Below are 22,673 nucleotides of genomic sequence, written 5' to 3' on the forward strand. Positions count from 1 at the left end.
AAAAATAAAGGTAAGTGTTTAGCCAGGGTCGTCCCGACGTTGAGTAGTACAAGGCAATTAAAGTTAATAACAAAAACAGGGTGAAACATGCAGGAAACGATAGAACAGTCTTTTGATGAAGTGGTTAACTATTTTTTAAACCACGAACTTGCTAATGCAAAAACCCCGCTACCCCAAAATCTCTTAGATGCTATTAAATTGATTATGGCTAAGGGAGATTCTTCCCAGAAATTAACGATAAGTGAGTGTTTTGCTGCTGCTATTCTTGATGGGCGGGTGGTGGACCGAACAAATGACGATGCTATTAATTTGATTAAACACTCTTTAGGAAATAGTTCCAAAAAACTACCCCATTATCTCTACAATCGAATATTGCGTGCAGCAGCTAGTGTGAATCAATCAACTGCCACTACTTACCTGAGTATATGCTTTGAATTAAATGAATATCACGCGCTGCCTGATTTAAGCTATGTGCTGTTGTCCAATAAATATAGTCAAAATATTGATGACTACATACAGAAAATGTCAGAGTTTTTAAACTCTGCGCTCGAACAACGACATAAAAATAAATTAACCACTACTATTTATTACGTAATGAAGAATACGGTAGTGTATCCGGAGGTTCGAGAGCGCTCCATTAAATTATTACAGACTATTTTAGCCTGCCCGGCCTGGACCGACTCAGATACGGCGAGGTTACAAAAAGCAATGTCCCAGCTTTTAAAAGATCAACCTACAGTGAGTGTTAGCGAGTTAAAGAGAAGCTTGGATGCTACCCTCTGCGAAGCAACTGCCAAAGCGCTTAGTCCTAAGGGCAATCGTCAACCAGATTAAATTTATTTTTGAGATATTGCTTCAGCTCATGCAAAATAGTTTGTTGTTGTTCGTCCAGCGATTGTGAGGCGAGGGTTGTTATTTCTTGCAGGGCATTTTCAGCAGTAAAACGTTTTTGACCACGATAATCATGCCCCCCACCGTCACCCTGAAATTTCAGGGTGTCTAGGTGGTTTTGGAATAGTTCTTTTTGCTCATGATTCAGATAATTTGGGAAATGGCGCCCCATAATTCTTATCAGAATTTCTTTTAAATGATTTTGCGATAACGACGTCAAAAATTTACCCTTGTTTTCAGGGGCAGCAAGATGAATTTTTCTGCACACTTCTTGATCTTGAATAGAAAGAAAACCAGCTTGATACAAGCTTGCGTCAACGTCTAATGAGGGAATGAGAGGGTATTTATAATTACAATAATGCTGTTTTACCTTCTCGACTAGTGAGGCGTTTTTTTCTAACCACGAAAACGTGGTTTCTATTTTTTGTCGATTTTCAAGTAAGTAGTTATGGCGAAAACGATCTTTTAGCGGCAGCACCCATGCAGGCTCACCTATTTTTTTATTGATTGTCCTCGTGTGGTTGAGAAAATCTTCGCTACTTGCTTGCATAATATTTTCATTATCAATTCGTAGCCATACGAATTGATTTTTATAATGATTATGTAAACCTAACGGAATCACTGCTGCTTGATATTGCTGATTAGCGCCGAATTTACCGTCAATCATAATTCCCATAGGGTCATTCGCGACTTGATGACAACGCTGCAAATCAATCGTTTTATCAAAGTAACCAGCAAGGTATTCCCATGTTTTTACATCTTGTTGGAAACACTTTGCTAAATTTAAGGTGGCAGCCACATCTACCATCGCATTGTGAGCCATGCCGCTTCCCAACGCATTTAATTGAGATATATTTTCTAGCTTTAAATTATTTTCTGGCCATTTAAGCAAATCATTTTTGAATAGAAAATACATCACAGTCATAGGATATAAATCCATTCTTGAACATTGATTTGAATATTGATGAGTGTAGGGCGGCAGTAAATTTCTATAAAAAGAAAACCGCAGAAATTCATCATCGAAACCGAGTGAGTTATAGCCAATACTGGTAGTGCCGGGTGTATTAACTAGGTCATGAATGATTTTCATCGCTTGGAATTCGTCCATGCCTTGTTCAAGCTGGGTGAGAGAAAGGCGGTGTGTGATAAACGCCTGGGGCGAGGGAATCACATCAGGATTAAGTCGAATGAAATATTCATAGCGTTCGAGTTCATTCAATTGTTGATCGGTACGTATAGCCGCAAATTGTACTACTTGATCAAAGGCTTTATTGAGCCCTGTCGTCTCAATGTCGTAAAATAAATAAGTCCTTTCCATGCTACTCACTAATATTAAAAATGCTTTTATCTGTTGCTTGAGAGTGTAATTGTGTGGGTATTAAGCCTAAACAATCCTGAACTTTGCTCAAGGTTTGCTTCGATTTTTTATTTGCTAAGGCAGCTCCCTCGCGTAATATCTGATGCATTTTTTTTTCATCATTACGAAGTTGATGAAATTTTTCTTGAATGGGACTCAAGAAATCAATGATGGCTTCTGCAACTTCCTTTTTAAAAGTGCCATAACCTTCATGTTGATAACGTAGTTCAAGATTTTCTATGGAGACATTCGTTATAGCAGAAAGCAACGTTAAAAGATTAGAAACACCTGGTTTTTCAGGGTCCATCTTAATTTCACGTCCTGAATCAGTTACGGCGCGTTGCATTTTTTTGCGTATCAGATCAGGAGAATCCAGTAAAGCAATATAGTTATGTTCATTCTCATCTGATTTAGACATTTTTTTCAATGGTTCCTGCAGTCCCATTATTCTGCCTCCTAAAGGAGGAATATAAGGTTCTGGAATGGCAAACACATCGCCGTAAATATTATTAAAGCGAATGGCAAGATCGCGTGTGAGTTCTAAATGTTGTTTTTGATCATGGCCTACCGGTACGAGGTTGGTATCATAAAGCAATATATCAGCCGCCATAAGCACAGGATAATCGTATAAGCCTACATTGATATTACTTGTATAGCGTGCTGATTTATCCTTGAACTGGGTCATTCTATTCAGCTCACCCATATAGGTGAAACAGTTTAATATCCAAGCCAGTTCTGCATGAGCTGGCACGTGAGATTGTACAAAAATAACATTTTTTTCCGGATCGATGCCGCAGGCAATATAGAGCGCGAGAAAATCATAACACCGATTTCGCAAACTATTAGGATCTTGTTTAACAGTAATGGTATGTAAATCCACTAATGCAAAATAACTTTGGAATTCATTTTGTAAATTAACCCAGTGTTTAATGGCTCCAATATAATTGCCTATCATGAGGTTGCCTGATGGCTGAATACCGCTAAACAAAACTTTTTTCATTTTTGTCTCCAAGAAATTATCGTGCTGGAAAGCCTTTACCTTTTTCAAGATAGTTACGTAAACTTACTAAGTATTTTGCCCATTCAAAATTGTATTTTGGATAATTGCCGGTAATACGTCTCCAGCCACGATGAGCAAAATGAAGCGTTGTCCCTTCGCGTGTTGCTTCAATATCAAAAGATAATTGAGTATCTTCCCATTCGGGGAAACCATTCATGCAGTGCCAAACAACATTTCGATTGGGCATTAATTTTATGACCTTCATTCGAACAATCGTTCTGCCATGGTCGAAGGTAAATTGAGCTATTGAGTTAATCATTACTTCAGCGATTGAATCGCGTGTCCACCAATTAGAAAGCCCTTTTTGGTCAGTCAAAGCATGGTAAACTTGGGTTGGTGACGTACGGATAGATAACTGGTGTAGTATATCTGCCATGATAAAATCGCCTCAAATTTTTTCAGGGCGTATATATAGCATATTAATGCCGAGGTTCGCATCTAGTTGGTAGGCCCGAATATTAAAAGTTTACAACTTGCGCGGATAAACGTTACTATTCTCTGCGTAAGCCGCGCTAGAAACGGCAGTCCACTATAGGTTGGCTATGGAGAGCTCTATGTATCGCTACCTCATGTTACTTTTAGTAATACCTATTCTTTGTTTTTCATTACAATCTTGCCATCCCAAACCCCAGGAAAGGGTTATCGCCCCGACTAATCCCTCTATAAATGCAGAAGTAGGCAGACTATTTTTAGCCAAAAATAAATTAAAGCCAGGGATTCATTCACTTCCTAATGGACTGCAATTTGCGATTCTGCAAGACGGTTTAGGCGTTTACCCCTCTCCATCTGACTGGGTAACACTTTATTATCAGGGCCAATACATTGATGGTCGAGTATTTGATAATACCCATGCTCAAAACAAACCCATCAAACTTCAAGTTTCCCAGGGAATTCCTGGCCTACAACAAGCATTAAAGATGATGCTCCCAGGGTCCGTTTGGGTCATCTATGTCCCCCCTCAGTTAGCGTTTGGTGAAAAGGGGATTCCCAAATTAGTAGGCCCGAATCAAACACTTGTCTACTATGTACATCTCATCAGCGTAGAAGTGGCTGATTAGCCACTAGAGGCGAACGTCCATTTTCGGTGGAATTTCAATGAAAAATGCAAAGAAAACTGCTCACATACTTGTGTATGCTCCGCTTTTTCTTTGCATTTTTCATTGAAATTCCACGCGAAACTGAACGTTCTAGCCAATCTGTAATTTAGATGCTGCTGTAGTTATGAGCCCCCTCCCAATAACTTCAATGCTACAGATAAGATTGCTAATCTGTACAATTTTGGTACCATATTAAAAATTTCATTGGTTTGATATTATGCTGCGCATTAGCAAGTTGGCTGATTATGGTACGGTAATTATGAATTGTCTGGCGAATGATCCAGAAATCACGCATAAGTGTCATGAAATTGCCCATAAAGTTCATCTTGCACTCCCAACCACTAGTAAAATATTAAAGATGTTAGTTTCTGCAGATTTGGTCAGCTCAGTAAGAGGATCAGGAGGGGGATACCGACTTTCCCGCCCATCGGAACACATTACAGTCGCGGAAATTATTACAGCACTCGATGGCCAGCCAGCATTGACAGAGTGCACCGCCATCGCAAAAAAATGTCCTCATGAGGGTATTTGTGGTGTGAGAGATAACTGGCACTTGATAAATAAGGTGGTTTTTTTAGCATTAAACAGTCTTACCTTGGCAGATATGATGAAGCCAATCAATCTGCACCCGACCATCGTCCAAGGTATCCAATTTGAGCAACGGTAAGTTAAGTAGGTAAAAATGACATCAAATGAAGTCAACTTTCTAGATGAAGTTGTTAATAAAAAATACGAACATGGTTTTATCACTGAGATTGAAAGTGATGCTATTGCTGCGGGATTATCTGAGCAAACCATTATCGCTATTTCAAATAAAAAAAATGAACCCGCTTTTTTATTAGAGTGGCGATTACAGGCTTATCGCCACTGGTTAACTATGCGTTCTCCTCACTGGGCACATGTTTCGTTTCCAGAGATAGATTATCAAAGTATTGTTTATTACTCGGCTCCTAGATCGCAAAAAGACGGTCCCCAAAGCTTGGATGAAGTAGATCCAGCCTTGTTGGAAACTTATAAAAAATTAGGTATTCCTTTGCATGAATATGGGAAATTAGCGGGTGTAGCGGTTGATGCTGTTTTTGATAGCGTCTCTGTTGCCACGACATTTAAAGACAAACTAGCAGAAGCAGGGGTTATTTTTTGCTCGTTTTCAGAAGCAGTCCACACCTACCCCGATCTAATAAAAAAATATCTTGGGACGGTAGTTCCTTATCGAGACAATTTTTTTGCAGCGTTAAATTCAGCTGTTTTTAGTGACGGATCTTTTGTGTATATACCAAAGGGCGTGCGTTGTCCGATGGAATTATCAACGTATTTTAGAATTAATGCGGCTAATACCGGACAATTTGAGCGAACTTTAATCATCGCTGATGAAGGAAGTTGTGTGAGTTATCTTGAGGGGTGCACAGCGCCCATGCGAGACGAAAATCAATTGCATGCTGCAGTGGTTGAGCTCGTCGCCCATGAAAATGCCAAGATTAAATATTCTACAGTACAAAATTGGTATCCCGGCGACAAGGAAGGAAAGGGCGGAATTTACAACTTCGTTACTAAGCGCGGTCTTTGTAAGGGTAAAGATTCAAAGATTTCTTGGACCCAAATTGAAACAGGTTCTGCTATTACCTGGAAATACCCTAGTGTAATCTTGCAAGGTGACAACTCGATAGGTGAATTTTATTCGGTAGCATTAACCAACAATTATCAACAAGCTGATACTGGAACCAAGATGATCCACATTGGCAAAAATACGAGTAGTACCATTATTTCAAAGGGTATCTCTGCGGGGAAAGCCCAGAATACCTATAGAGGGTTAGTGCGCGTCACTCCAATGGCTGAAAATGCACGTAACTTCACTCAGTGTGATTCTCTTTTGTTGGGAGATCTTTGTGGTGCCCATACCTTCCCTTATATAGAAGTTAAAAATAATTCAGCTCACATTGAGCACGAAGCTTCTACTTCTAAGATTGGTGAAGACCAATTATTTTATTGCCAACAAAGAGGTATCAGTACCGAAAATGCAATTTCTCTTATTGTAAATGGATTTTGCAAGGAGGTATTTAAAGAACTACCTCTGGAGTTTGCAGTGGAGGCCCAGAAGTTATTAGAAGTAAGCCTAGAAGGCAGTGTCGGATAATAGTAGTTTCTTGTTCTGTAACGAGAAAAATTAAGAGGCTTTAAGAATGCTAAAGATCGAAAATTTACACGCAAGCGTGCAGCAAAAAGACGTTTTACGAGGAATTAATTTAACTGTTAGACCGGGCGAAGTGCACGCAATTATGGGGCCAAATGGTTCCGGCAAAAGTACCCTGGCCAATGTTTTGGCAGGCCGTGATGGCTATGCGGTGACTAAAGGCACTGTGAAATTCCAAGATCAATTATTATTGGAGATGTCTCCAGAAGAACGTGCAGCAGCAGGTTTATTTTTGGCCTTTCAATATCCCATTGAAATACCAGGCGTCAATAATATGTATTTCATGAAAGCGGCAATTAATAGCATACGCCAAACGAAGGGCGAGAGTGAGCTCGACGCAGTTGATTTTTTACAGGTCATCAAAAAGAAAATAAAAGAATTAGATATGAGTGAAGCTTTTTTGAATCGTTGCGTGAATGCCGGTTTTTCCGGGGGCGAGAAAAAACGCAATGAAATTTTGCAGATGTTGCTATTACAACCCTGTTTAGCCGTACTGGATGAAACTGACTCGGGTTTAGATATTGATGCCTTACAAACCGTTGCTAAGGGTGTTAATAGCCTGAGAAGCGCAACAACTTCATTCGTCGTGGTCACCCACTATCAACGTTTATTAGATTATATTGTTCCCGACTATGTTCATGTGTTGGCGCATGGAAAAATAGTTAAATCTGGTGGTAAAGAATTAGCTTTAGAGTTGGAAGAAAAAGGGTACGGGTGGATTGAGAATCAACTCGTAAAAGAGGCTGTTACAGCATGATGATAGTTAATGATCCTCTATTACAGAAATATCAAAAATCTTGGCAGGCACAATTTGAAGCTAAACCAAAGGATTGGTTGCAAACACTTAGAACTCAGCAGTTTGCTACTTTCTTAGATCAAGGCTTTCCCAATATTCGTCACGAACAGTGGAAATATACCAATATTATGCCTTTGGCAGAGCAGTCATTTGAGCTTACTCAGCCTAGTTCAGAATTAAATAGACTCGATGATTGCGAACATTTTTTCATGACCGGCGCCCACTATCGTCTAGTTTTTATAGATGGATTTTTTTCTGCGGAATTATCTGTAACACCATGCAATGAAAAATTTATTATCATGAATTTGGCCGCTGCAATCGAACAACATAAAGATCTTGTTCAAAAGTATATCGCTCCAGAATCGAATAGTTCGGCTTTTTTGAATTTAAATACTGCCTATATACAAGATGGGGTTTTTATTTATGCCCCAGCAAATTGTGTTATTACAAAACCCATTCATGTTCTTTATCTCGCAGGATCTCATTCTGTGAATAGAGTGCAACATATCAGGAATATTATTGTTGCAGAAGAGCGTGCGAATGTAACATTCTTTGAAGAATATCAAAGCCTTGTTCAAGAGAGCTATACCTCAAATGTGGTTACTCAGTTGCAAGTCAATACAGAATCCCACGTCGAGCATATTAAGCTCCAGAATCAGAATACAAAATCATTTCATGTTAGTAACACTTTATTGTCACAATATAAAAACAGCAGGGTATCTGAATACAGTTATAGTTTAGGCGGTCAGTTGGCTCGAGAAGATATCTGCTGTAATTTGCATGAAGAAGGTGCTTCGTTACAGTTGGCAGGGCTATATCTTCCTTTAGATAAGCAGCATATTGATATACATACTTTTATCAATCATTTAGCAAGCCATACTACCAGTGATGAAGTATTCAAAGGAGTGATCGCCGCTAAATCACGTGCTGTATTTAACGGTAAAATTAGTGTGACCAAAAAAATCAAACAAGCTATAGCAAATTTACAGAATAAAAATCTCCTTTTAGCGCCTGATGCTGAAGTAAATACTAAGCCTGAATTGGAAATTTATTCTGATGATGTTAAGTGTCGGCATGGAGCAACTATAAGTACCCTAGATAAAGAAATGCTGTTTTATCTGCGTTCGCGAGGAATTTCGGCCGATAAAGCGCATCAATTATTATTATTAGCTTTTGTGCGTGAAAACGTCAACGCAATTACTCATGCGTCTATAGCCGACAAAATACATAAACTGATTGAACACAAATGGGATGAATTAATCTCATGACAAAAGCAGTAATAGAAAAAGAGTTAGCTTATTCGAAAGAAGAAAAATGTCTCAATGTAGCAATGGTTAGGCATGATTTCCCCATCTTAAATCAAAAAATTAATCAGCACCCATTAGTATATCTCGACAATGCGGCGACCACGCAAAAGCCTAATACTGTTTTAGAGGCTATGTCGCATTATTATCACTGGGATAATGCCAATATCCATCGTGGTGTTCATACTTTGAGCGTACGAGCTACCGAAAGTTTCGAAGCCGCTCGCGAGCAAGTTAAACAATTTATTAACGCAGAATATACTCATGAAATAATTTTTACGCGTGGCGCGACAGAAAGTATAAACTTAATTGCACAAACCTTTGCTCGCTCTGAGTTAAAAGCGGGTGACGAAATTATCATAAGTGCAATGGAGCATCATTCTAATATTGTTCCTTGGCAGTTAGTTTGCGAGCAAGTGGGAGCTAAGCTAAAAGTAATTCCCATTACGGATCTAGGCGAGTTAGATATAACAGCTTATATGGAATTATTTACCGAAAAGACAAAAATAGTCTCAGTAGCACATGTTTCCAACGCCATAGGCACAATTAATCCGGTAGCAAAAATAGTGGAGATAGCGCACCAACATAATGTTCCGGTTTTGCTCGATGGAGCACAAGCGGCTCCGCACATGCAAATAGATGTTCAAAAATTAGATTGCGATTTTTATGTGTTTTCTAGTCATAAAATGTATGGCCCTACGGGAATTGGTGTTTTATACGGAAAAACGAAATGGCTTGATCGTCTACCTCCTTATGAAGGTGGGGGTGATATGATCGCTGAAGTGAGTTTTGAAAAAACGAGCTATAATAAACTTCCGCATAAATTTGAGGCAGGTACACCTAATATCGCCGGAGTAATTGGATTGGGTGCCGCAATCGATTACCTAAATCGACTTACCATGGCTGCGGTGTCACGTTATGAAGATAAGTTGCTTCAGTATGCCACCGAATCTTTAACAGCCATTGAAGGTCTTAGAATTATTGGCCGCGCCCAACAAAAAGCAGCGGTGATTTCATTCGTCATAGATGATATTCATCCCCATGATATTGGAACTGTTTTAGATCATGAGGGCATTGCAATACGTGCAGGTCACCATTGTGCTATGCCATTAATGACTAGATTTAATATTGCTGCTACTGCGCGCGCTTCGTTTGGAATTTATAATACTTTGGAAGAAATAGACGCCTTAGTGGCTGCATTATTAAGATTAAAAAGGTTGTTTAACTAATGACAATGCTGCGTGAGCTTTATCAGTCACTTATTCTTGACCACGGGAGAAGACCGCGAAATTTTTCAGTACTCGTAGATGCGCATCGTATAAAAGAAGGTTTCAATCCATTATGTGGCGATAGACTAACTTTCTATATCAAGTTGAAGGCTGATGTCGTGGATGAAATTACTTTTCAGGGAAGTGGTTGTGCTATTTCAATGGCTTCTGCTTCTCTCATGACAGATTTTTTAAAGGGAAAATCAAGCGAAGAGATCAAGGAAATTTTTTTGAGGTTCCACGAGATGGTAACTGAAAGTGCCGAAAATAAAGATTTTTCACATCTAGGCAAACTTGAGGTTTTAAAAGGTGTTTTAGAATTTCCGGCCAGAGTAAAATGTGCCACATTAGCTTGGCATACCCTTATGGGTGCATTGGAAAATAACCCCCAATGTATCAGCACAGAGTAATGAGAGGTGAAATTATGAACCAAGTTGTGACACTTACCCCCAATGCAGTTGCGCATATTAAAAAAAGCGTAGAGCAGCAACATGCCGCGGGTTTTCGTCTGGCGGTTAAAAAAACCGGTTGTTCGGGGTATGCTTATGTACCCAATATAGTTCAGGAAGGGAAGGAGCAAGATCTGCATTTCCAGATAGAGAATCTTAGTATTTTCGTTGAAAAAGAAGCAGTGAATATTTTGCAAGGCACACTTATTGATTACATTGATCAAGGTCTTGGCCAATCAAAATTAATTTTTCATAATCCTAATGCTGCAAACCAATGCGGTTGTGGCGAAAGCTTTAATTTATTAGATGAGTAGTACATCACATGCATGAAAATGAGATAATTACTTTAAATCGTGACGTAGATGCGCTGTTAATTCCTTCCGGGGCACGAATTTTTTTACAAAGAGGCACCGAAGCGACTATAACCCAATCATTGGGTGGATCATTCACCGTTAATATTTATGGCAATTTAGCGAGAATTGATAGTAAAGATGCGGATGCTCTGGGAAAACCAGTTCAAATGCAATTGTCTGAAGATGCTCTGGAAACTTCTACGCTAGAAGATCTTATCTGGACTCAGATGCGCACCTGTTATGATCCAGAAATACCGGTCAATATCGTTGATTTAGGGCTGATTTATGATTGCTCAATTATTGAAATTTCTGCAAAGTGTCATCGGGTAATCATAAAAATGACGCTCACAGCGCCAGGATGTGGCATGGGTCCAACCATTGCTGCTGAAGTAAAAGCAAAAGTTGAATGTGTACCCCATGTTGTTGAAGCTGAAATTGATATTGTATTTGATCCCCCCTGGGATCATAGCCTGATGTCCGAAGCTGCAAAGCTCGAACTGGGAATGTTTTATTAAACCCAATTCGATGCACGATAGTTAAATTTTATAGTCCCTCTCCAAATTATCACTGGGTTCTGTGAACAAAAAATCCATCAATGATACGATAGACTGGTGTTTCAAAACTGATTTAGTAAAGATCAGGAGCTCATTGTCTCCTACCTCATAAGTAATCGGATATTTTCCTAAAGTAGACTGAATATTTTTTTGAAGATTTTTTAACAGGGTCTGCTTATCTCTCGACGCAAGTATTTGACTTGAATCTTCAAAGGCTATATAGAACGTTCTATTTTCTTTAGTTAAAATTAGCTTATTTTCCTTTATAAGTTCCTTTGCGATCATTTCTGTATTGCGATAGGTAAAAAATCCCTGCCTTGTGGATTTAAGTAAAGCTGTAACTTTTTCTTCGGGCGCCAGGCATAACGAGTGAGTGATCAAGCGAGAGAACACCACCATCATGCGGAAGTCCTGTTGGTAATAAACCAAATCATTTATCGGGACTATTTTTCTATAAGATAAATACAAAAGCCACAGCAAAGATATTTTTTTGCCTAATTGAGCGGGTATGCGAAATATCAAGTCATTGTTATAAAGGGTAGCCCCAACTAATTGCTGTGTTTTGTTGGCAATATTCCCGGCTTGGTTACTATGCAAAATATTTTCTAATCGTTCTTGAAACACTCCCCATAAGAGGGCTGCGAAGATTAATGCTTCACTGTAAAATTTAGCTCGTGAGTTTATTCGATCGTCTAGTCCCGATAAAACCAATTTTACTAAAATAGAGTGTTTAAAACGGTTTTGTGGTTCTGAAGGCAACAGAAAAAGATCATTTTCAATACCGAGGTTGGTTGCTAGTTGCCATGTGGCTAATGCTCGGCCACCAAAAATCGTCTTGTGAATTTCACTGAAACATTTATCCTTATTAAGTGTTCTTAAGTTTCGCGCATGATTCTGCAGTGCGATGTTAATTAAAGCACTATAATGCAACGTTGGATGCTTCATTGTGCGGTAAACAATAGAGCGTATCATCCTAAAAACACGTGCAGGATCTTCTGTGAAGCTTAATTCGGGAGGTTGAATTGTATGTAATTCAAAATCTTCTTCTATATCTTTTATGCCGCCAAAAAAATCGATGAGCTCATGTGTGCGTGGATCATAATAAATAGCATTTTCTGTCGTATCCCTATTTTTCCCATCTCTATAGAGTATCTGCATTTGAATTTCCGAAAATTTTTTCTCCTTTTGAAAGAAGTAAATTTCTTTCGAAATTGATAATTCAATTATGGTGGAATCTTCTTCAATATAAATGTTGGGGAAATTTTTGCTTCTTAATTCCGCATCAGGAAATAATGTTTGCACGGATCCAAGTATATTGTGCAGCGTTGCCTCGGGGGCGGGTAATGTTGCTGGGAATACTAAAGTATCTATATCAAAGGAATGTTCGTTTAGCAGGAAATCTCTAATATATCCCCCGACAATAATAAGTATATATCCCTGTTGCTCGAGTAATTTTCGTATTTTATTAAAAGATTCAGGTAACGGAATCTCTTTTTTTATAATAAGTGGATTAGTTTTATCTTGCGGAATAAGTGTTGCTATTTTTGCTGCAGTAGCTTCAATTTTTGCTGATAAGTTCTTTGCCATGTCATGAAGTGTTTTGTGCTCCAAGGTTAATGATTCATTATTTGATATTGGTGGAGCGTTATCAATTGCTTCTATTACATGTCGAAAATAGTTCAATGCTTCTTTGAGGAGGTATTTTTTATCGGCGCCTATTTCTTTATTGCTGAGTTTTTTGTGGGCATTGCCCAGCCCCATATTAATTTTTAAATAATATACACTTGTCTCGTCAGAGTGCGAGTCAAGTAAAAGTTGATAGAGATCTATAGCGCTTTCGTAATTACCTTGGGAAAGTAGTTGATTTGCCTTCTCGAGCAATTTTTCAATGGAGTTATTTTCATTGGTTGAATTGCTTTGATTTTTTTTGTAATTTTGATATTCGTCTTTCACCTTTTGGTCTTTTAATTTTTTGTTCCTACCTTTATTTAATTTGGTATCCTTAGCAAGGAGCGCTGCCTGAAAACTTCGCTCGCTTGCCTCAATGTCGTTTTCACGATTTTTTAGCTCACAGATAGTGGCATCTAAGAGGCTTAATGTATGTACGTTTAAATTATCTTTGTCAGTAATTTTTTTCGAATCAATTTCTAGTTGTAACGACAAAATCTCTTTTCTTAGTAACAAATAGTCATAATAAATTTGGTTCTTTGGGCTACAATTTTGATCTAAAACTGTTACAATAAAAGTATCGCAATTGCCTAAACAGTGTTTGTAGAGTTTTAACAAGTACCATCGGATTTCTGCAAGCTGAAAAATTGAATTAATAGACAACCCGCCATTTTTATTTGCTAAAGAGTCTACAAATTTCAACGCAAGCTCAATCTTTGATTCTGAAATTATTTTTCTTATAAAAATAAGCATTACATGGTGATGATTAACATTGCGATTAAAGTTGCTTTTAGGGAAAAATATTTTGCACTGGAATTTCTTTGCGCTCTTAGGATCGAGAGTGACAAATTTCTTATGATTGGCATAGTATATTTGGTTAAAAAAAGATGTTGCGCAAGCATAATAGTGCAGCAGTTGTGCATCGGAATTGCTGAGTTTATCCTCAACTAGTGGCAGTATCTTTGAATAGTAAAAATTTTCGTGGTCGAGACTTTCTGAGTGTATGTCTTCTATGATTTTTCTTATATAATTCTCATTGTCCAGCAAGAAAAGATAAAGGTAACAATGGGCTTTCATAAGATTATTTGTAGTATTTTGAATGAAATCATGAAAAATACGAATAGTGCTATTTAGGCGTTTTCTCCCTTCTTTATCCGCTAAAAGCAAACAGTTACCCGTTATTTCTTGTAACATTACAATCACTGTTTGACAAAAATATAATTCCGACTTTTTATTTTCATGAATTTGTGTGGCAAAAGTAGGATAGTGGTTAATGATTTCTTGATTGATCTCTAACCAATTTTGGGGGAAATATTTTTTGCCTAGATTATTGAGAAGTTGATTATAGAAAAAAAACAAACTAAAAGCGTTTAGTAACTGCAATCTATAGAGCTTAATTAGATTGACTTCTATTGCGACTCCTAATGAAACTATCATCGCTTTAACTTCTCTTACTAGCTCATAAAAGCTATTCAATTGCGTCCTCATTTTCAGTGTCTGTTCACTATCTAGTGACTTCTCCTTCGTCAAAGGAGAGTTGACCTCCCTGATTAATGATATGGCTTCTAGTTCTATGCGTTGGCCAATTTTGAGTAAGAGATCGAGTTTTTCATCTAGAAAAGAGGTAGATTGCTTGAAAAGTAGAGTTGCTTCATCTTGTGTTTGTGACATGGTGCTCTCATTATTGTTTTTTTAATTTGATAGCGGCCAGTGGGCTATATCTTGAACGAATAGGTTACAAAAAGTCTGAAAAGAATTAAACTACCCAATTTTATTTATCAGCACAATCTTGTGTTATGAAATTTATATTGAGACGAGAATTAACAATGGTAATAGCTAATCCTAAAATAGGCTTTGTAAGTTTAGGTTGTCCAAAAGCATTAGTAGACTCTGAACGAATTTTAACGCAGCTTAGGGCTGATGGCTATGAAATTGTCCCGACCTATCCGCAAGCCGATCTTGTTGTGGTAAATACCTGTGGTTTTATCGAAGCCGCTGTGGAGGAGTCCTTAGATGCGATAGGTGAAGCGCTGAATGAAAATGGTAAAGTTATCGTTACAGGATGTCTCGGGGCGCGCAAAGAGCGGATTCTTGAGAAATATCCAGAAATCCTCCATGTTTCCGGACCCCATGCCTATGAAGAAGTTGTGAGTGCAATTCACAAGCATGCCCCTCCTAATCGAGACCCTTTTGTTAGTTTATTGCCGCCTCAAGGTATAAAGCTTACGCCTCGTCATTATGCTTATTTAAAAATCTCAGAAGGTTGTAATCATCGGTGTACCTTTTGCATTATTCCTTCTATGCGAGGCGACTTAGTTAGCCGTCCTATAGGTCAAGTTTTAAAAGAAGCTGAAATATTAGTTAATGCGGGTGTGAAAGAACTGCTGGTGATTTCACAAGATACGAGCGCTTATGGAGTAGATACTAAGTATCGAGAAGATGTTTGGAGGGATAAAAAGTTCAATACTCACATTACAGATCTTGCAAAGGGGCTGGGTGAATTAGGCGCGTGGATTCGTTTACATTATGTTTACCCTTACCCTCATGTTGATAATATTATTCCTTTGATGGCAGAAGAGAAGATTCTTCCCTACCTCGATGTCCCTTTTCAACATGCTAGCCCTCGGATTCTTAAGGCCATGAAGCGCCCTGCAAATTCTCAAAACAATCTTGAGCGGATTAAAAAATGGCGATCAATTTGTCCGGAGTTGAGTATTCGCAGTACCTTCATCGTTGGTTTCCCCGGGGAAACTGAGGAAGAGTTTAATGAATTATTGGAATTCCTCGTTGAGGCTCGTCTCAATAAAGTGGGTTGTTTTAAATATTCTCCTGTTGAAGGCGCAAAAGCGAATGAAATTGCGGGTGCCATAGATGAAGAAGTGAAAACAGAACGATGGCAAAGATTTATGGAAATACAAAGTCGTATTAGTGCCGATTTGTTGGAAGAAAAAATTGATTCTATCCAAACCGTATTAATTGATGAAATTGATAGTGAGGGAGTTATCGCGCGCAGTAAAGGGGATGCCCCAGAAATTGATGGCAAGGTATTTTTAGACTTAAATCCTAAGTTAAAGGTGGGGGATTTTATAAAAGTCAGAATAACCGATGCGGATGAATATGATCTTTATGCTGAGATAGCATCGGATGAAGATTAAAATCCAGCGATAATATCCTGTTGGAAATCGACCAAGACGAAATCACCCGAATGCTCTCGTAAATAGCTCAGAATTTGCGCAACAATTTGATCTAAAATCTGGGTGCTATTACTGACGAAACTGATGCCTATTACGCCAATTTTTAAATTATCATTGCTTTCCACTTCGGCCACCGAAATACCGAAAGTGTTGCGCAATTTTTGGCAGAGTGAATGGACAACCTTGCGTTTATCTTTCAAGCTTTGATTGGCAGGCATCCGAATAGTAAATTTAATTATCCCTACATTCATTCATCTTTCTTTTTGCGATATATGGCAAAAATGTGACCAATTCTTTTTATCAAAATAGCCTGTTGTGAAGCACAAACTTGGCGTATGATTTCTTCTCTGTAATCACGGTCACCTCCAGCAATGCGAATTTTGATTAATTCATGATGTTCTAGAGCAGCATTTATCTCTGATTGCACTGCATCGGTTAGCCCCTTATTACCGATCAAAATGACGGGTTTTAGCTTATGAACTTGCGCGGCGAGTTCTCTCATTTTTTGTTTCATTGAATAATCCTGTCACAATATTAATAATAAGCACATACCTAATATAACGAAGCGTAGCAAGAAATCAGACCGAGTCAATTAAATAGAGACTAAAATGACTAAATCGAAAAGCAGTAGGCGGTGGCTAAAAGAGCATTTTGATGACCCTTATGTTAAACTTGCGCAGCAAAAAGGCTATCGATCTAGGGCGGCCTTCAAGTTATTAGAGATCCAAGAGAAAGATCGATTAATTACGTCCGGCATGATAATAGTTGACTTAGGGGCGGCTCCGGGTAGTTGGTCAGAAATTGCGAGTAAGATGGTTGGCCCTAAGGGACAGGTATTTGCCATGGATATCCTTCCAATGGCTGATGTACCCAATGTTCAGTTTGTACAAGGGGACTTTACAGACCCAGAAGTTTTTGAAAAATTATTGAATATGATCGATAATCGCAAAATTGATCTTGTTATTTCGGATATTGCACCTAATATTAGTGGTATGCCTGAAGTGGATCAACCGAGGGCGATGTATCTGGCAGAACTCGCTGCAGAGTTCGCCAAAAACGTATTGAAGGTGGGGGGAGCGTTTTTAGTAAAAGTATTTCAAGGCGAGGGATTCGATAGCTATTTGAGGGCAATACGTCAAGAATATACTAAAGTTCAAATTAGAAAGCCTCAAGCATCACGACCAAGGTCGAAAGAGGTTTATTTATTAGCAAGGGGATTTAAAGGAGTAGTCCTTTGATGATAAAAATTTACAATACTGGAAAGCCGCTTCAAGGTGGCCGAGAATTGAGTCGTAGGTTAATTTTATGATTAAGAATTTATTATTGTGGTTAGTCATTGCAGTGATTTTAATTTCTGTATTTAGTAATTTTGGACCACGTCGAGAAGTGGCTCAAAAATATAGCTATTCAGAATTCATGCAAACTGTAAACAAGGGTGACGTCAAGAGCGTTACTATTGATGATCGAAACATCCAAGGGACATTAAAGAATAACAGCCAATTCACTACCTATATGCCTATGGAAGATCAAAATTTATTAGGCGACCTCATGAAAAAAGAGGTTGATATAAAGGGTAAGGCACCTGATCAACAAGGTCTATTGATGCGTATCTTCATCAATTGGTTTCCAATGCTACTATTAATAGCGGTTTGGATTTTCTTTATGCGTCAAATGCAGGGTGGGGGTAGAAGTGGCCCCATGGCCTTTGGGCGAAGCCGTGCTCGTATGCTTACTGAAGATCAAGTTAAGGTCACCTTTGCTGATGTGGCAGGTGTTGAAGAAGCCAAGGAAGAAGTTAAGGAACTTGTTGATTTCTTACGAGATCCAGGAAAGTTTCAAAAACTGGGCGGCAAAATTCCTTGCGGTGTTTTGTTAGTAGGCTCACCCGGTACAGGTAAAACTTTATTAGCCAAGGCAGTAGCTGGCGAGGCAAAAGTACCCTTCTTTACCATTTCTGGTTCAGATTTTGTGGAGATGTTTGTCGGTGTGGGTGCGTCACGTGTTAGAGATATGTTTGAGCAAGCTAAAAAACATGCTCCCTGTATTATTTTTATCGATGAAATCGATGCAGTAGGTCGTCATCGCGGCGCAGGTTTAGGCGGTGGTCACGATGAGCGAGAGCAAACCCTAAACCAATTACTAGTGGAAATGGATGGTTTCGAAGGTAAGGAAGGCGTCATTGTAATGGCAGCCACTAACCGTCCAGATGTATTGGACCCTGCGTTATTGCGTCCCGGCCGATTTGACCGACAAGTGGTCGTTCCATTACCGGATGTACGAGGCCGTGAAATGATCCTCAAAGTGCATTTGCGTAAAGTTCCGATGAATAGTGATGTGCATGTTTCTAAGATTGCACGTGGTACCCCTGGTTTTTCAGGTGCCGACCTTGCTAACTTAATTAATGAAGCTGCTTTATTTGCTGCGAGAGCGAATCGACGTGTCGTAGGAATGACTGAGCTTGAAAAAGCCAAAGATAAAATTCTTATGGGCGCAGAACGACGATCCATGGTGATGAATGAAGAAGAAAAACGTCTCACCGCCTACCATGAAGCGGGACATGCTATTGTGGGTATATTGGTGCAAGATCATGATCCTGTTTACAAGGTGAGCATTATTCCTCGGGGCAGAGCATTAGGTGTCACCATGTTCCTTCCTGAAGAAGATCGCTACAGCTATTCTCGTCTGCGTCTGGAATCGCAAATTGCAGGATTGTTCGGGGGTAGAATTGCAGAAGTAATCATTTTTGGCATGGATAAAGTCACTACCGGGGCTGCCAATGATATAGAAAGAGCCACAGAAATTGCTCGGAATATGGTTACAAAATGGGGCTTGTCTGACAAGCTGGGTCCATTGACTTATGGCGAAGAAGAAGGCGAAATTTTCTTAGGACGATCCGTAACACCACGAAAAGAAGTTTCTGACAATACTGCCAACATTATTGATGAAGAAGTAAGAGCAGTGATTGATAGAAACTATAAGAAAGCAGAACAAATATTGCGTGACAATGTGGATAAACTCCATTTAATGGCGGAAGCGCTTATCAAGTACGAAACAATAGACGAACATCAAATTGCTGATGTAATGGAAGGTAAGCAACCAGAGGCGCCTGCTGATTGGATAGATGATGATACGGATTCAAAAAAGAAGCCTTCTAAAAAGAAAAAAGATCTCATTAAAGATAATCATGAATCTAAATTAGATGGTTTCATTGGTCCTCAGGCCGATCCTGTTAATGACTAACGGTAATATTCAGCTTCTAAAGGCGAAAGTCTTTTTTGGCTGAATTTCAGGGAAAACTGAACGTTAGATACTTTCAAAATTATAGAATAGTTACGACTAATGAGATGACTCGTGTGAACACTCTTTCTAGGGCTAGTGAAGTTTCAAGTCCTTTTGTGCAATGTGCCAATAAAGTTTTAACACTTGCCAGTCCCCGGATAATGGCAATTTTAAATATCACTCCCGATTCCTTTTATGATGGGGGCAAGTTCTTAACTAAAGAGCTTGCCTTGAGCCATGTAGAAACTATGATCGAGCAAGGCGCTGATATTATCGATATTGGTGCAGAATCCTCCCGCCCTTACTCTAAATCCATTTCATTACAAGAAGAAATTGAACGTCTCATGGAGATGTTGATTGCTATCAAATACCGGTTTGATATTTTAATTTCGGTAGATACTTATAAGCCCTTAGTTATCCGAGAGGCTATTAAGCAAGGAGTCCATATCATAAATGACATTTATGCCTTGCAAAGTCCGGGTGCTTTAGAAGAGTTGCTAGATAATAATGTCGCGATATGTTTGATGCACATGCAGGGGGTTCCTCAAACGATGCAGGATCAGCCGGCTTATAGTAATGTTGTGCAAGACGTAGGGGAATTTTTACATGAAAGGGTGCGTCGCTGTCTTAATGCAGGGTTAGATCGTAACAGAATTATTATTGATCCGGGATTTGGTTTTGGCAAAACCACTGACCATAATATGACCTTGCTACAGAATCTACACCAATTTAAAAAACTGGGTCTACCCATTTTGGTGGGATTATCACGAAAGGCCAGTGTTGGGGAACTGTTATCGTTGCCTGTGGAAGAGCGTTTATATGGTAGTCTAGCGGCGCATATAATTGCTACCATTCATGGGGCATCAATTATTCGAACACATGATATAAAACCTACTGCAGAAGCTTTGAAGATCGCTGAGGCAGTTTTAGTGCAGGGAACTTTGGAATGGCAGTAAGAAAATATTTTGGTACCGATGGAATTAGAGGCCGGGTGGGAGATGCCCAGATAAATCCAAGCTTTGTTCTCAAGCTGGGTTGGGCAATTGGGTCAATTCTGGGCAAGAAAAAAACCGGCAAGGTATTAATTGGTAAAGATACGCGAATTTCTGGTTATATGTTGGAATCAGCTTTAGAAGCGGGGCTTTCTTCTGCAGGTATGAATATTCACCTGCTGGGTCCAATGCCAACCCCGGCTATTGCTTATCTTACCCGTACATTACGGGCGGAAGCAGGAATTGTCATTAGTGCATCGCATAATCCTTATCATGATAATGGCATCAAATTATTTTCAAATCAGGGAACAAAATTACCGGATTCTGTTGAGCTTGCTATTGAAAATCAGTTAGATAAACCCATGATCACAATGGACTCTGCAGGGCTCGGAAAAGCGGCTAGGATTGTAGATGCTCCCGGGCGTTATATTGAATTTTGCAAAAGTACTGTTTCACAGCAAGTCAACCTAGCGGGTCTAAAAATAGTTGTAGACTGCGCTAATGGAGCTACTTATCACATTGCTCCTCATGTTTTTCGTGAATTAGGGGCCGATGTGATTGAAATTGGCACTCATCCTGATGGATTTAATATTAATGAACAGGGTGGTTCCACTCAGCCAGAATTATTACAAAAAATTGTAGTCACTGAGAGTGCTGATGTGGGTATTGCTTTTGATGGCGATGGTGATCGAGTAATTATGGTCGATCATAAAGGTGAAGTCGTAGATGGAGATGAAGAAGTCTACATTATGGTTAACAACCTAATTGCTAGTAAAACATTCCGAGGGGGAGTGGTAGGCACTGCAATGAGCAATCTTGGTCTTGAAGTAGCTCTGAAACGAATGAATATTCCCTTCAAAAGAACTAAGGTGGGTGACCGTTATATCTTAGCTGAACTGGCTAAGAATTCATGGTTGGTGGGCGGCGAACCGTCTGGTCATATTGTTAATCTAGGATTAACGACCACGGGAGATGGCATCATTTCCGCTCTGCAAGTATTGAGTGCAATGTGTAAAACAGGCCAAACCTTACATGATTTGAAATTGGGTATGGTTAAATACCCGCAGGTACTTATCAATATCAGTACGTCTAATGCTGATCGAGCGCTGAAATCAGCACTTATTAAGCGCATGGTGAAAGATATTGAGAAACAATTAGGTAAGCAGGGGCGAGTATTGCTTAGACCTTCCGGAACTGAGCCCGTTGTCAGAGTGATGGTTGAGGGCGAGCAAAAACAAATGGTACATGTTTTAGCAAAAGAACTCGCCGCGATGGTCCAGCGTGAGTGTGCTTAATTTATTATTACAGTTGACCTAAATCAGAACGTTCCTGCCAAATTCTAAATAGTTACCTTACTTTTTAGGTTTCTTTTCTCTTCGGTTTTTTACCAGGGTATTGAGCAGTTCCACAAATATAGAGAAAAAAATTGCGAAATAAATATATTCTCGCGGAACATGGTAACCAAATCCATCTGCAACCAATATCGCCCCAATTAACAACAGAAAACTAAGGGCGAGCATTTTGATGGTGGGATGATCATGAACCACTGCGCTCAATGGCTCACTAAGGAAAATCATGGTGAGAATGGCAATACAAATCGCGACTGCCATAATCCAATATTGATCTGTTAAGCCTACCGCCGTGAAGACGCTATCTAATGAAAAAATAATATCAAGCACACCAATCTGAACAATGACAGAAAAAACTTTTGAATAAACCCGTTTGGCAGGAGAAAGATCTTTGGGTTCCATTTCGCTATGTATTTCTTGAGTCGCCTTATAAAGCAAGAAAATACCGCCTAAGCTCAGTAACAGGTCTCGGGTGGAAAAGGATTTGTTGAAAATAGTGAAGAGAGGTTCTTTTAAATGAACTAGCCATACCACTGATGCGAGAAGAATTAATCGTGTCACAAGTGCAAAAAGCAACCCGAGTCTACGTGCCAGTTTTTGTTGTGGCTTGGGCAGCTTCGCGCTAGCAATCGACAAAAATACTAGATTGTCTACCCCGAGTACAATCTCTAAGAAGGTCAAAGTCACCAAACTGACAGCATTGTGGGTGAATGTAGCAAAGTCCATTTATCATTCTCATGGATTGTTATATTAGTAGATTGTAAACATAAGGATAGGGTAGGTCTAGGTATAATGCCGTCTTCTATGGCATAACATAACCAATTAATTATTGTCCTATATCATTAACTTAGATACAATGCCCGCCATCATG

The 22,673-nt window shown here is 39.2% G+C and carries 22 protein-coding genes; 15 read left to right on the forward strand and 7 right to left on the reverse strand.

The window, feature by feature from the left end:
* The first annotated feature begins 87 nt into the window (after positions 1 to 87).
* Positions 88 to 834 (forward strand): hypothetical protein, encoded by a 747-nt coding sequence (locus tag H0U71_03970; GenBank protein MBA2654209.1) that lies wholly within the window; start codon positions 88 to 90, stop codon positions 832 to 834.
* Here H0U71_03970 and H0U71_03975 read toward each other — a convergent pair.
* Genes H0U71_03975 through H0U71_03985 form a run of 3 tightly spaced genes read right to left on the reverse strand, consistent with a single transcriptional unit; the run spans position 809 to position 3,684 of the window.
* The gene (locus tag H0U71_03975; protein ID MBA2654210.1) at positions 809 to 2,218 is read right to left on the reverse strand and encodes an exodeoxyribonuclease I; all 1,410 of its coding nucleotides are present in this window, start codon (positions 2,216 to 2,218) and stop codon (positions 809 to 811) included. The two genes, H0U71_03970 and H0U71_03975, sit on opposite strands and share 26 nt — an antisense overlap.
* Positions 2,211 to 3,248 (reverse strand): tryptophan--tRNA ligase, encoded by a 1,038-nt coding sequence (gene trpS / locus H0U71_03980; GenBank protein ID MBA2654211.1) that lies wholly within the window; start codon positions 3,246 to 3,248, stop codon positions 2,211 to 2,213. The genes H0U71_03975 and trpS overlap by 8 nt, the downstream gene beginning before the upstream one ends.
* A 16-nt stretch (positions 3,249 to 3,264) precedes the next feature.
* Complete coding sequence (locus tag H0U71_03985; protein ID MBA2654212.1) at positions 3,265 to 3,684, reverse strand: SRPBCC domain-containing protein; 420 nt, start codon at positions 3,682 to 3,684, stop codon at positions 3,265 to 3,267.
* Positions 3,685 to 3,862: 178 nt separating this feature from the next.
* Between H0U71_03985 and H0U71_03990 the strand changes: the two genes are divergently transcribed.
* The 9 genes from H0U71_03990 (at position 3,863) to sufT (ending at position 11,281) form a co-directional block, all read left to right on the forward strand.
* Complete coding sequence (locus H0U71_03990; GenBank protein MBA2654213.1) at positions 3,863 to 4,366, forward strand: FKBP-type peptidyl-prolyl cis-trans isomerase; 504 nt, start codon at positions 3,863 to 3,865, stop codon at positions 4,364 to 4,366.
* Positions 4,367 to 4,622: 256 nt separating this feature from the next.
* Positions 4,623 to 5,072 (forward strand): SUF system Fe-S cluster assembly regulator, encoded by a 450-nt coding sequence (locus H0U71_03995; protein MBA2654214.1) that lies wholly within the window; start codon positions 4,623 to 4,625, stop codon positions 5,070 to 5,072.
* A gap of 15 nt (positions 5,073 to 5,087) precedes the next feature.
* Positions 5,088 to 6,539, forward strand: a complete 1,452-nt coding sequence (sufB, locus tag H0U71_04000) for a Fe-S cluster assembly protein SufB (GenBank protein ID MBA2654215.1) — start codon at positions 5,088 to 5,090, stop codon at positions 6,537 to 6,539.
* A 46-nt stretch (positions 6,540 to 6,585) separates the two neighbouring features.
* Positions 6,586 to 7,353, forward strand: coding sequence for a Fe-S cluster assembly ATPase SufC (sufC, locus tag H0U71_04005; protein MBA2654216.1), 768 nt, complete (start codon positions 6,586 to 6,588; stop codon positions 7,351 to 7,353).
* Complete coding sequence (sufD, locus tag H0U71_04010) at positions 7,350 to 8,660, forward strand: Fe-S cluster assembly protein SufD (GenBank protein MBA2654217.1); 1,311 nt, start codon at positions 7,350 to 7,352, stop codon at positions 8,658 to 8,660. Before sufC ends, sufD begins: the two co-directional genes overlap by 4 nt.
* Positions 8,657 to 9,925: a cysteine desulfurase gene (locus H0U71_04015; GenBank protein ID MBA2654218.1), complete on the forward strand. Its 1,269-nt coding sequence runs from the start codon at positions 8,657 to 8,659 to the stop codon at positions 9,923 to 9,925. Before sufD ends, H0U71_04015 begins: the two co-directional genes overlap by 4 nt.
* Positions 9,925 to 10,374, forward strand: coding sequence for an SUF system NifU family Fe-S cluster assembly protein (locus H0U71_04020; protein MBA2654219.1), 450 nt, complete (start codon positions 9,925 to 9,927; stop codon positions 10,372 to 10,374). The genes H0U71_04015 and H0U71_04020 overlap by 1 nt, the downstream gene beginning before the upstream one ends.
* Before the next feature lie 14 nt (positions 10,375 to 10,388).
* On the forward strand, positions 10,389 to 10,727 hold the full coding sequence (locus H0U71_04025) for an iron-sulfur cluster assembly accessory protein (protein MBA2654220.1): 339 nt from the start codon (positions 10,389 to 10,391) through the stop codon (positions 10,725 to 10,727).
* Positions 10,728 to 10,735: 8 nt separating this feature from the next.
* Positions 10,736 to 11,281 (forward strand): putative Fe-S cluster assembly protein SufT, encoded by a 546-nt coding sequence (gene sufT / locus H0U71_04030; GenBank protein MBA2654221.1) that lies wholly within the window; start codon positions 10,736 to 10,738, stop codon positions 11,279 to 11,281.
* A gap of 21 nt (positions 11,282 to 11,302) precedes the next feature.
* Here the strand turns inward: sufT and H0U71_04035 are convergent, their stop codons facing one another.
* Positions 11,303 to 14,659, reverse strand: a complete 3,357-nt coding sequence (locus H0U71_04035; GenBank protein ID MBA2654222.1) for a CCA tRNA nucleotidyltransferase — start codon at positions 14,657 to 14,659, stop codon at positions 11,303 to 11,305.
* A gap of 155 nt (positions 14,660 to 14,814) precedes the next feature.
* Here H0U71_04035 and rimO point away from each other — a divergent pair, with 155 nt between their 5' ends.
* Positions 14,815 to 16,143 carry a 30S ribosomal protein S12 methylthiotransferase RimO gene (gene rimO / locus H0U71_04040; protein ID MBA2654223.1) on the forward strand — a complete coding sequence of 443 codons (1,329 nt, stop codon included), beginning with the start codon at positions 14,815 to 14,817 and terminating at the stop codon, positions 16,141 to 16,143.
* On the opposite strand, the gene H0U71_04045 is transcribed toward rimO, so the two are convergent.
* Positions 16,140 to 16,433: a DUF503 domain-containing protein gene (locus H0U71_04045; protein ID MBA2654224.1), complete on the reverse strand. Its 294-nt coding sequence runs from the start codon at positions 16,431 to 16,433 to the stop codon at positions 16,140 to 16,142. The genes rimO and H0U71_04045 overlap by 4 nt on opposite strands.
* On the reverse strand, positions 16,430 to 16,696 hold the full coding sequence (locus tag H0U71_04050) for a YhbY family RNA-binding protein (protein MBA2654225.1): 267 nt from the start codon (positions 16,694 to 16,696) through the stop codon (positions 16,430 to 16,432). The genes H0U71_04045 and H0U71_04050 overlap by 4 nt, the downstream gene beginning before the upstream one ends.
* 94 nt (positions 16,697 to 16,790) lie before the next feature.
* Between H0U71_04050 and rlmE the strand changes: the two genes are divergently transcribed.
* From rlmE to glmM, 4 genes are all read left to right on the forward strand, one after another.
* On the forward strand, positions 16,791 to 17,420 hold the full coding sequence (gene rlmE, locus H0U71_04055) for a 23S rRNA (uridine(2552)-2'-O)-methyltransferase RlmE (protein ID MBA2654226.1): 630 nt from the start codon (positions 16,791 to 16,793) through the stop codon (positions 17,418 to 17,420).
* A gap of 67 nt (positions 17,421 to 17,487) precedes the next feature.
* Complete coding sequence (ftsH, locus tag H0U71_04060) at positions 17,488 to 19,422, forward strand: ATP-dependent zinc metalloprotease FtsH (GenBank protein MBA2654227.1); 1,935 nt, start codon at positions 17,488 to 17,490, stop codon at positions 19,420 to 19,422.
* A 104-nt stretch (positions 19,423 to 19,526) separates the two neighbouring features.
* A complete protein-coding gene (gene folP, locus H0U71_04065; protein ID MBA2654228.1) occupies positions 19,527 to 20,417 on the forward strand; it encodes a dihydropteroate synthase in 891 nt (296 codons plus the stop codon).
* Positions 20,408 to 21,748: a phosphoglucosamine mutase gene (gene glmM / locus H0U71_04070; protein MBA2654229.1), complete on the forward strand. Its 1,341-nt coding sequence runs from the start codon at positions 20,408 to 20,410 to the stop codon at positions 21,746 to 21,748. The genes folP and glmM overlap by 10 nt, the downstream gene beginning before the upstream one ends.
* A gap of 57 nt (positions 21,749 to 21,805) precedes the next feature.
* Here the strand turns inward: glmM and H0U71_04075 are convergent, their stop codons facing one another.
* Positions 21,806 to 22,528, reverse strand: coding sequence for a TerC family protein (locus tag H0U71_04075; GenBank protein ID MBA2654230.1), 723 nt, complete (start codon positions 22,526 to 22,528; stop codon positions 21,806 to 21,808).
* Positions 22,529 to 22,673 lie beyond the last annotated feature (145 nt).

Source organism: Gammaproteobacteria bacterium (genome assembly GCA_013697705.1).
In the GTDB taxonomy this organism is placed as follows: domain Bacteria; phylum Pseudomonadota; class Gammaproteobacteria; order UBA6002; family UBA6002; genus UBA6002.

Excerpts from the sequence above, each read along its gene's own strand:
- sufD (MBA2654217.1), top strand. The coding sequence starts at position 7,350 with ATGATGATAGTTAATGATCCTCTATTACAGAAATATCAAAAATCTTGG.
- H0U71_04025 (MBA2654220.1), top strand. The coding sequence starts at position 10,389 with ATGAACCAAGTTGTGACACTTACCCCCAATGCAGTTGCGCATATTAAA.
- rimO (MBA2654223.1), top strand. The coding sequence starts at position 14,815 with ATGGTAATAGCTAATCCTAAAATAGGCTTTGTAAGTTTAGGTTGTCCA.
- H0U71_03985 (MBA2654212.1), bottom strand. The coding sequence starts at position 3,684 with ATGGCAGATATACTACACCAGTTATCTATCCGTACGTCACCAACCCAA.
- H0U71_04045 (MBA2654224.1), bottom strand. The coding sequence starts at position 16,433 with ATGAATGTAGGGATAATTAAATTTACTATTCGGATGCCTGCCAATCAA.
- folP (MBA2654228.1), top strand. The coding sequence starts at position 19,527 with ATGACTCGTGTGAACACTCTTTCTAGGGCTAGTGAAGTTTCAAGTCCT.
- H0U71_03970 (MBA2654209.1), top strand. The coding sequence starts at position 88 with ATGCAGGAAACGATAGAACAGTCTTTTGATGAAGTGGTTAACTATTTT.
- H0U71_03990 (MBA2654213.1), top strand. The coding sequence starts at position 3,863 with ATGTATCGCTACCTCATGTTACTTTTAGTAATACCTATTCTTTGTTTT.
- H0U71_04050 (MBA2654225.1), bottom strand. The coding sequence starts at position 16,696 with ATGAAACAAAAAATGAGAGAACTCGCCGCGCAAGTTCATAAGCTAAAA.
- H0U71_04020 (MBA2654219.1), top strand. The coding sequence starts at position 9,925 with ATGACAATGCTGCGTGAGCTTTATCAGTCACTTATTCTTGACCACGGG.
- trpS (MBA2654211.1), bottom strand. The coding sequence starts at position 3,248 with ATGAAAAAAGTTTTGTTTAGCGGTATTCAGCCATCAGGCAACCTCATG.
- sufT (MBA2654221.1), top strand. The coding sequence starts at position 10,736 with ATGCATGAAAATGAGATAATTACTTTAAATCGTGACGTAGATGCGCTG.
- glmM (MBA2654229.1), top strand. The coding sequence starts at position 20,408 with ATGGCAGTAAGAAAATATTTTGGTACCGATGGAATTAGAGGCCGGGTG.
- H0U71_04035 (MBA2654222.1), bottom strand. The coding sequence starts at position 14,659 with ATGTCACAAACACAAGATGAAGCAACTCTACTTTTCAAGCAATCTACC.
- H0U71_03995 (MBA2654214.1), top strand. The coding sequence starts at position 4,623 with ATGCTGCGCATTAGCAAGTTGGCTGATTATGGTACGGTAATTATGAAT.
- rlmE (MBA2654226.1), top strand. The coding sequence starts at position 16,791 with ATGACTAAATCGAAAAGCAGTAGGCGGTGGCTAAAAGAGCATTTTGAT.
- sufB (MBA2654215.1), top strand. The coding sequence starts at position 5,088 with ATGACATCAAATGAAGTCAACTTTCTAGATGAAGTTGTTAATAAAAAA.
- H0U71_04075 (MBA2654230.1), bottom strand. The coding sequence starts at position 22,528 with ATGGACTTTGCTACATTCACCCACAATGCTGTCAGTTTGGTGACTTTG.
- sufC (MBA2654216.1), top strand. The coding sequence starts at position 6,586 with ATGCTAAAGATCGAAAATTTACACGCAAGCGTGCAGCAAAAAGACGTT.
- ftsH (MBA2654227.1), top strand. The coding sequence starts at position 17,488 with ATGATTAAGAATTTATTATTGTGGTTAGTCATTGCAGTGATTTTAATT.
- H0U71_04015 (MBA2654218.1), top strand. The coding sequence starts at position 8,657 with ATGACAAAAGCAGTAATAGAAAAAGAGTTAGCTTATTCGAAAGAAGAA.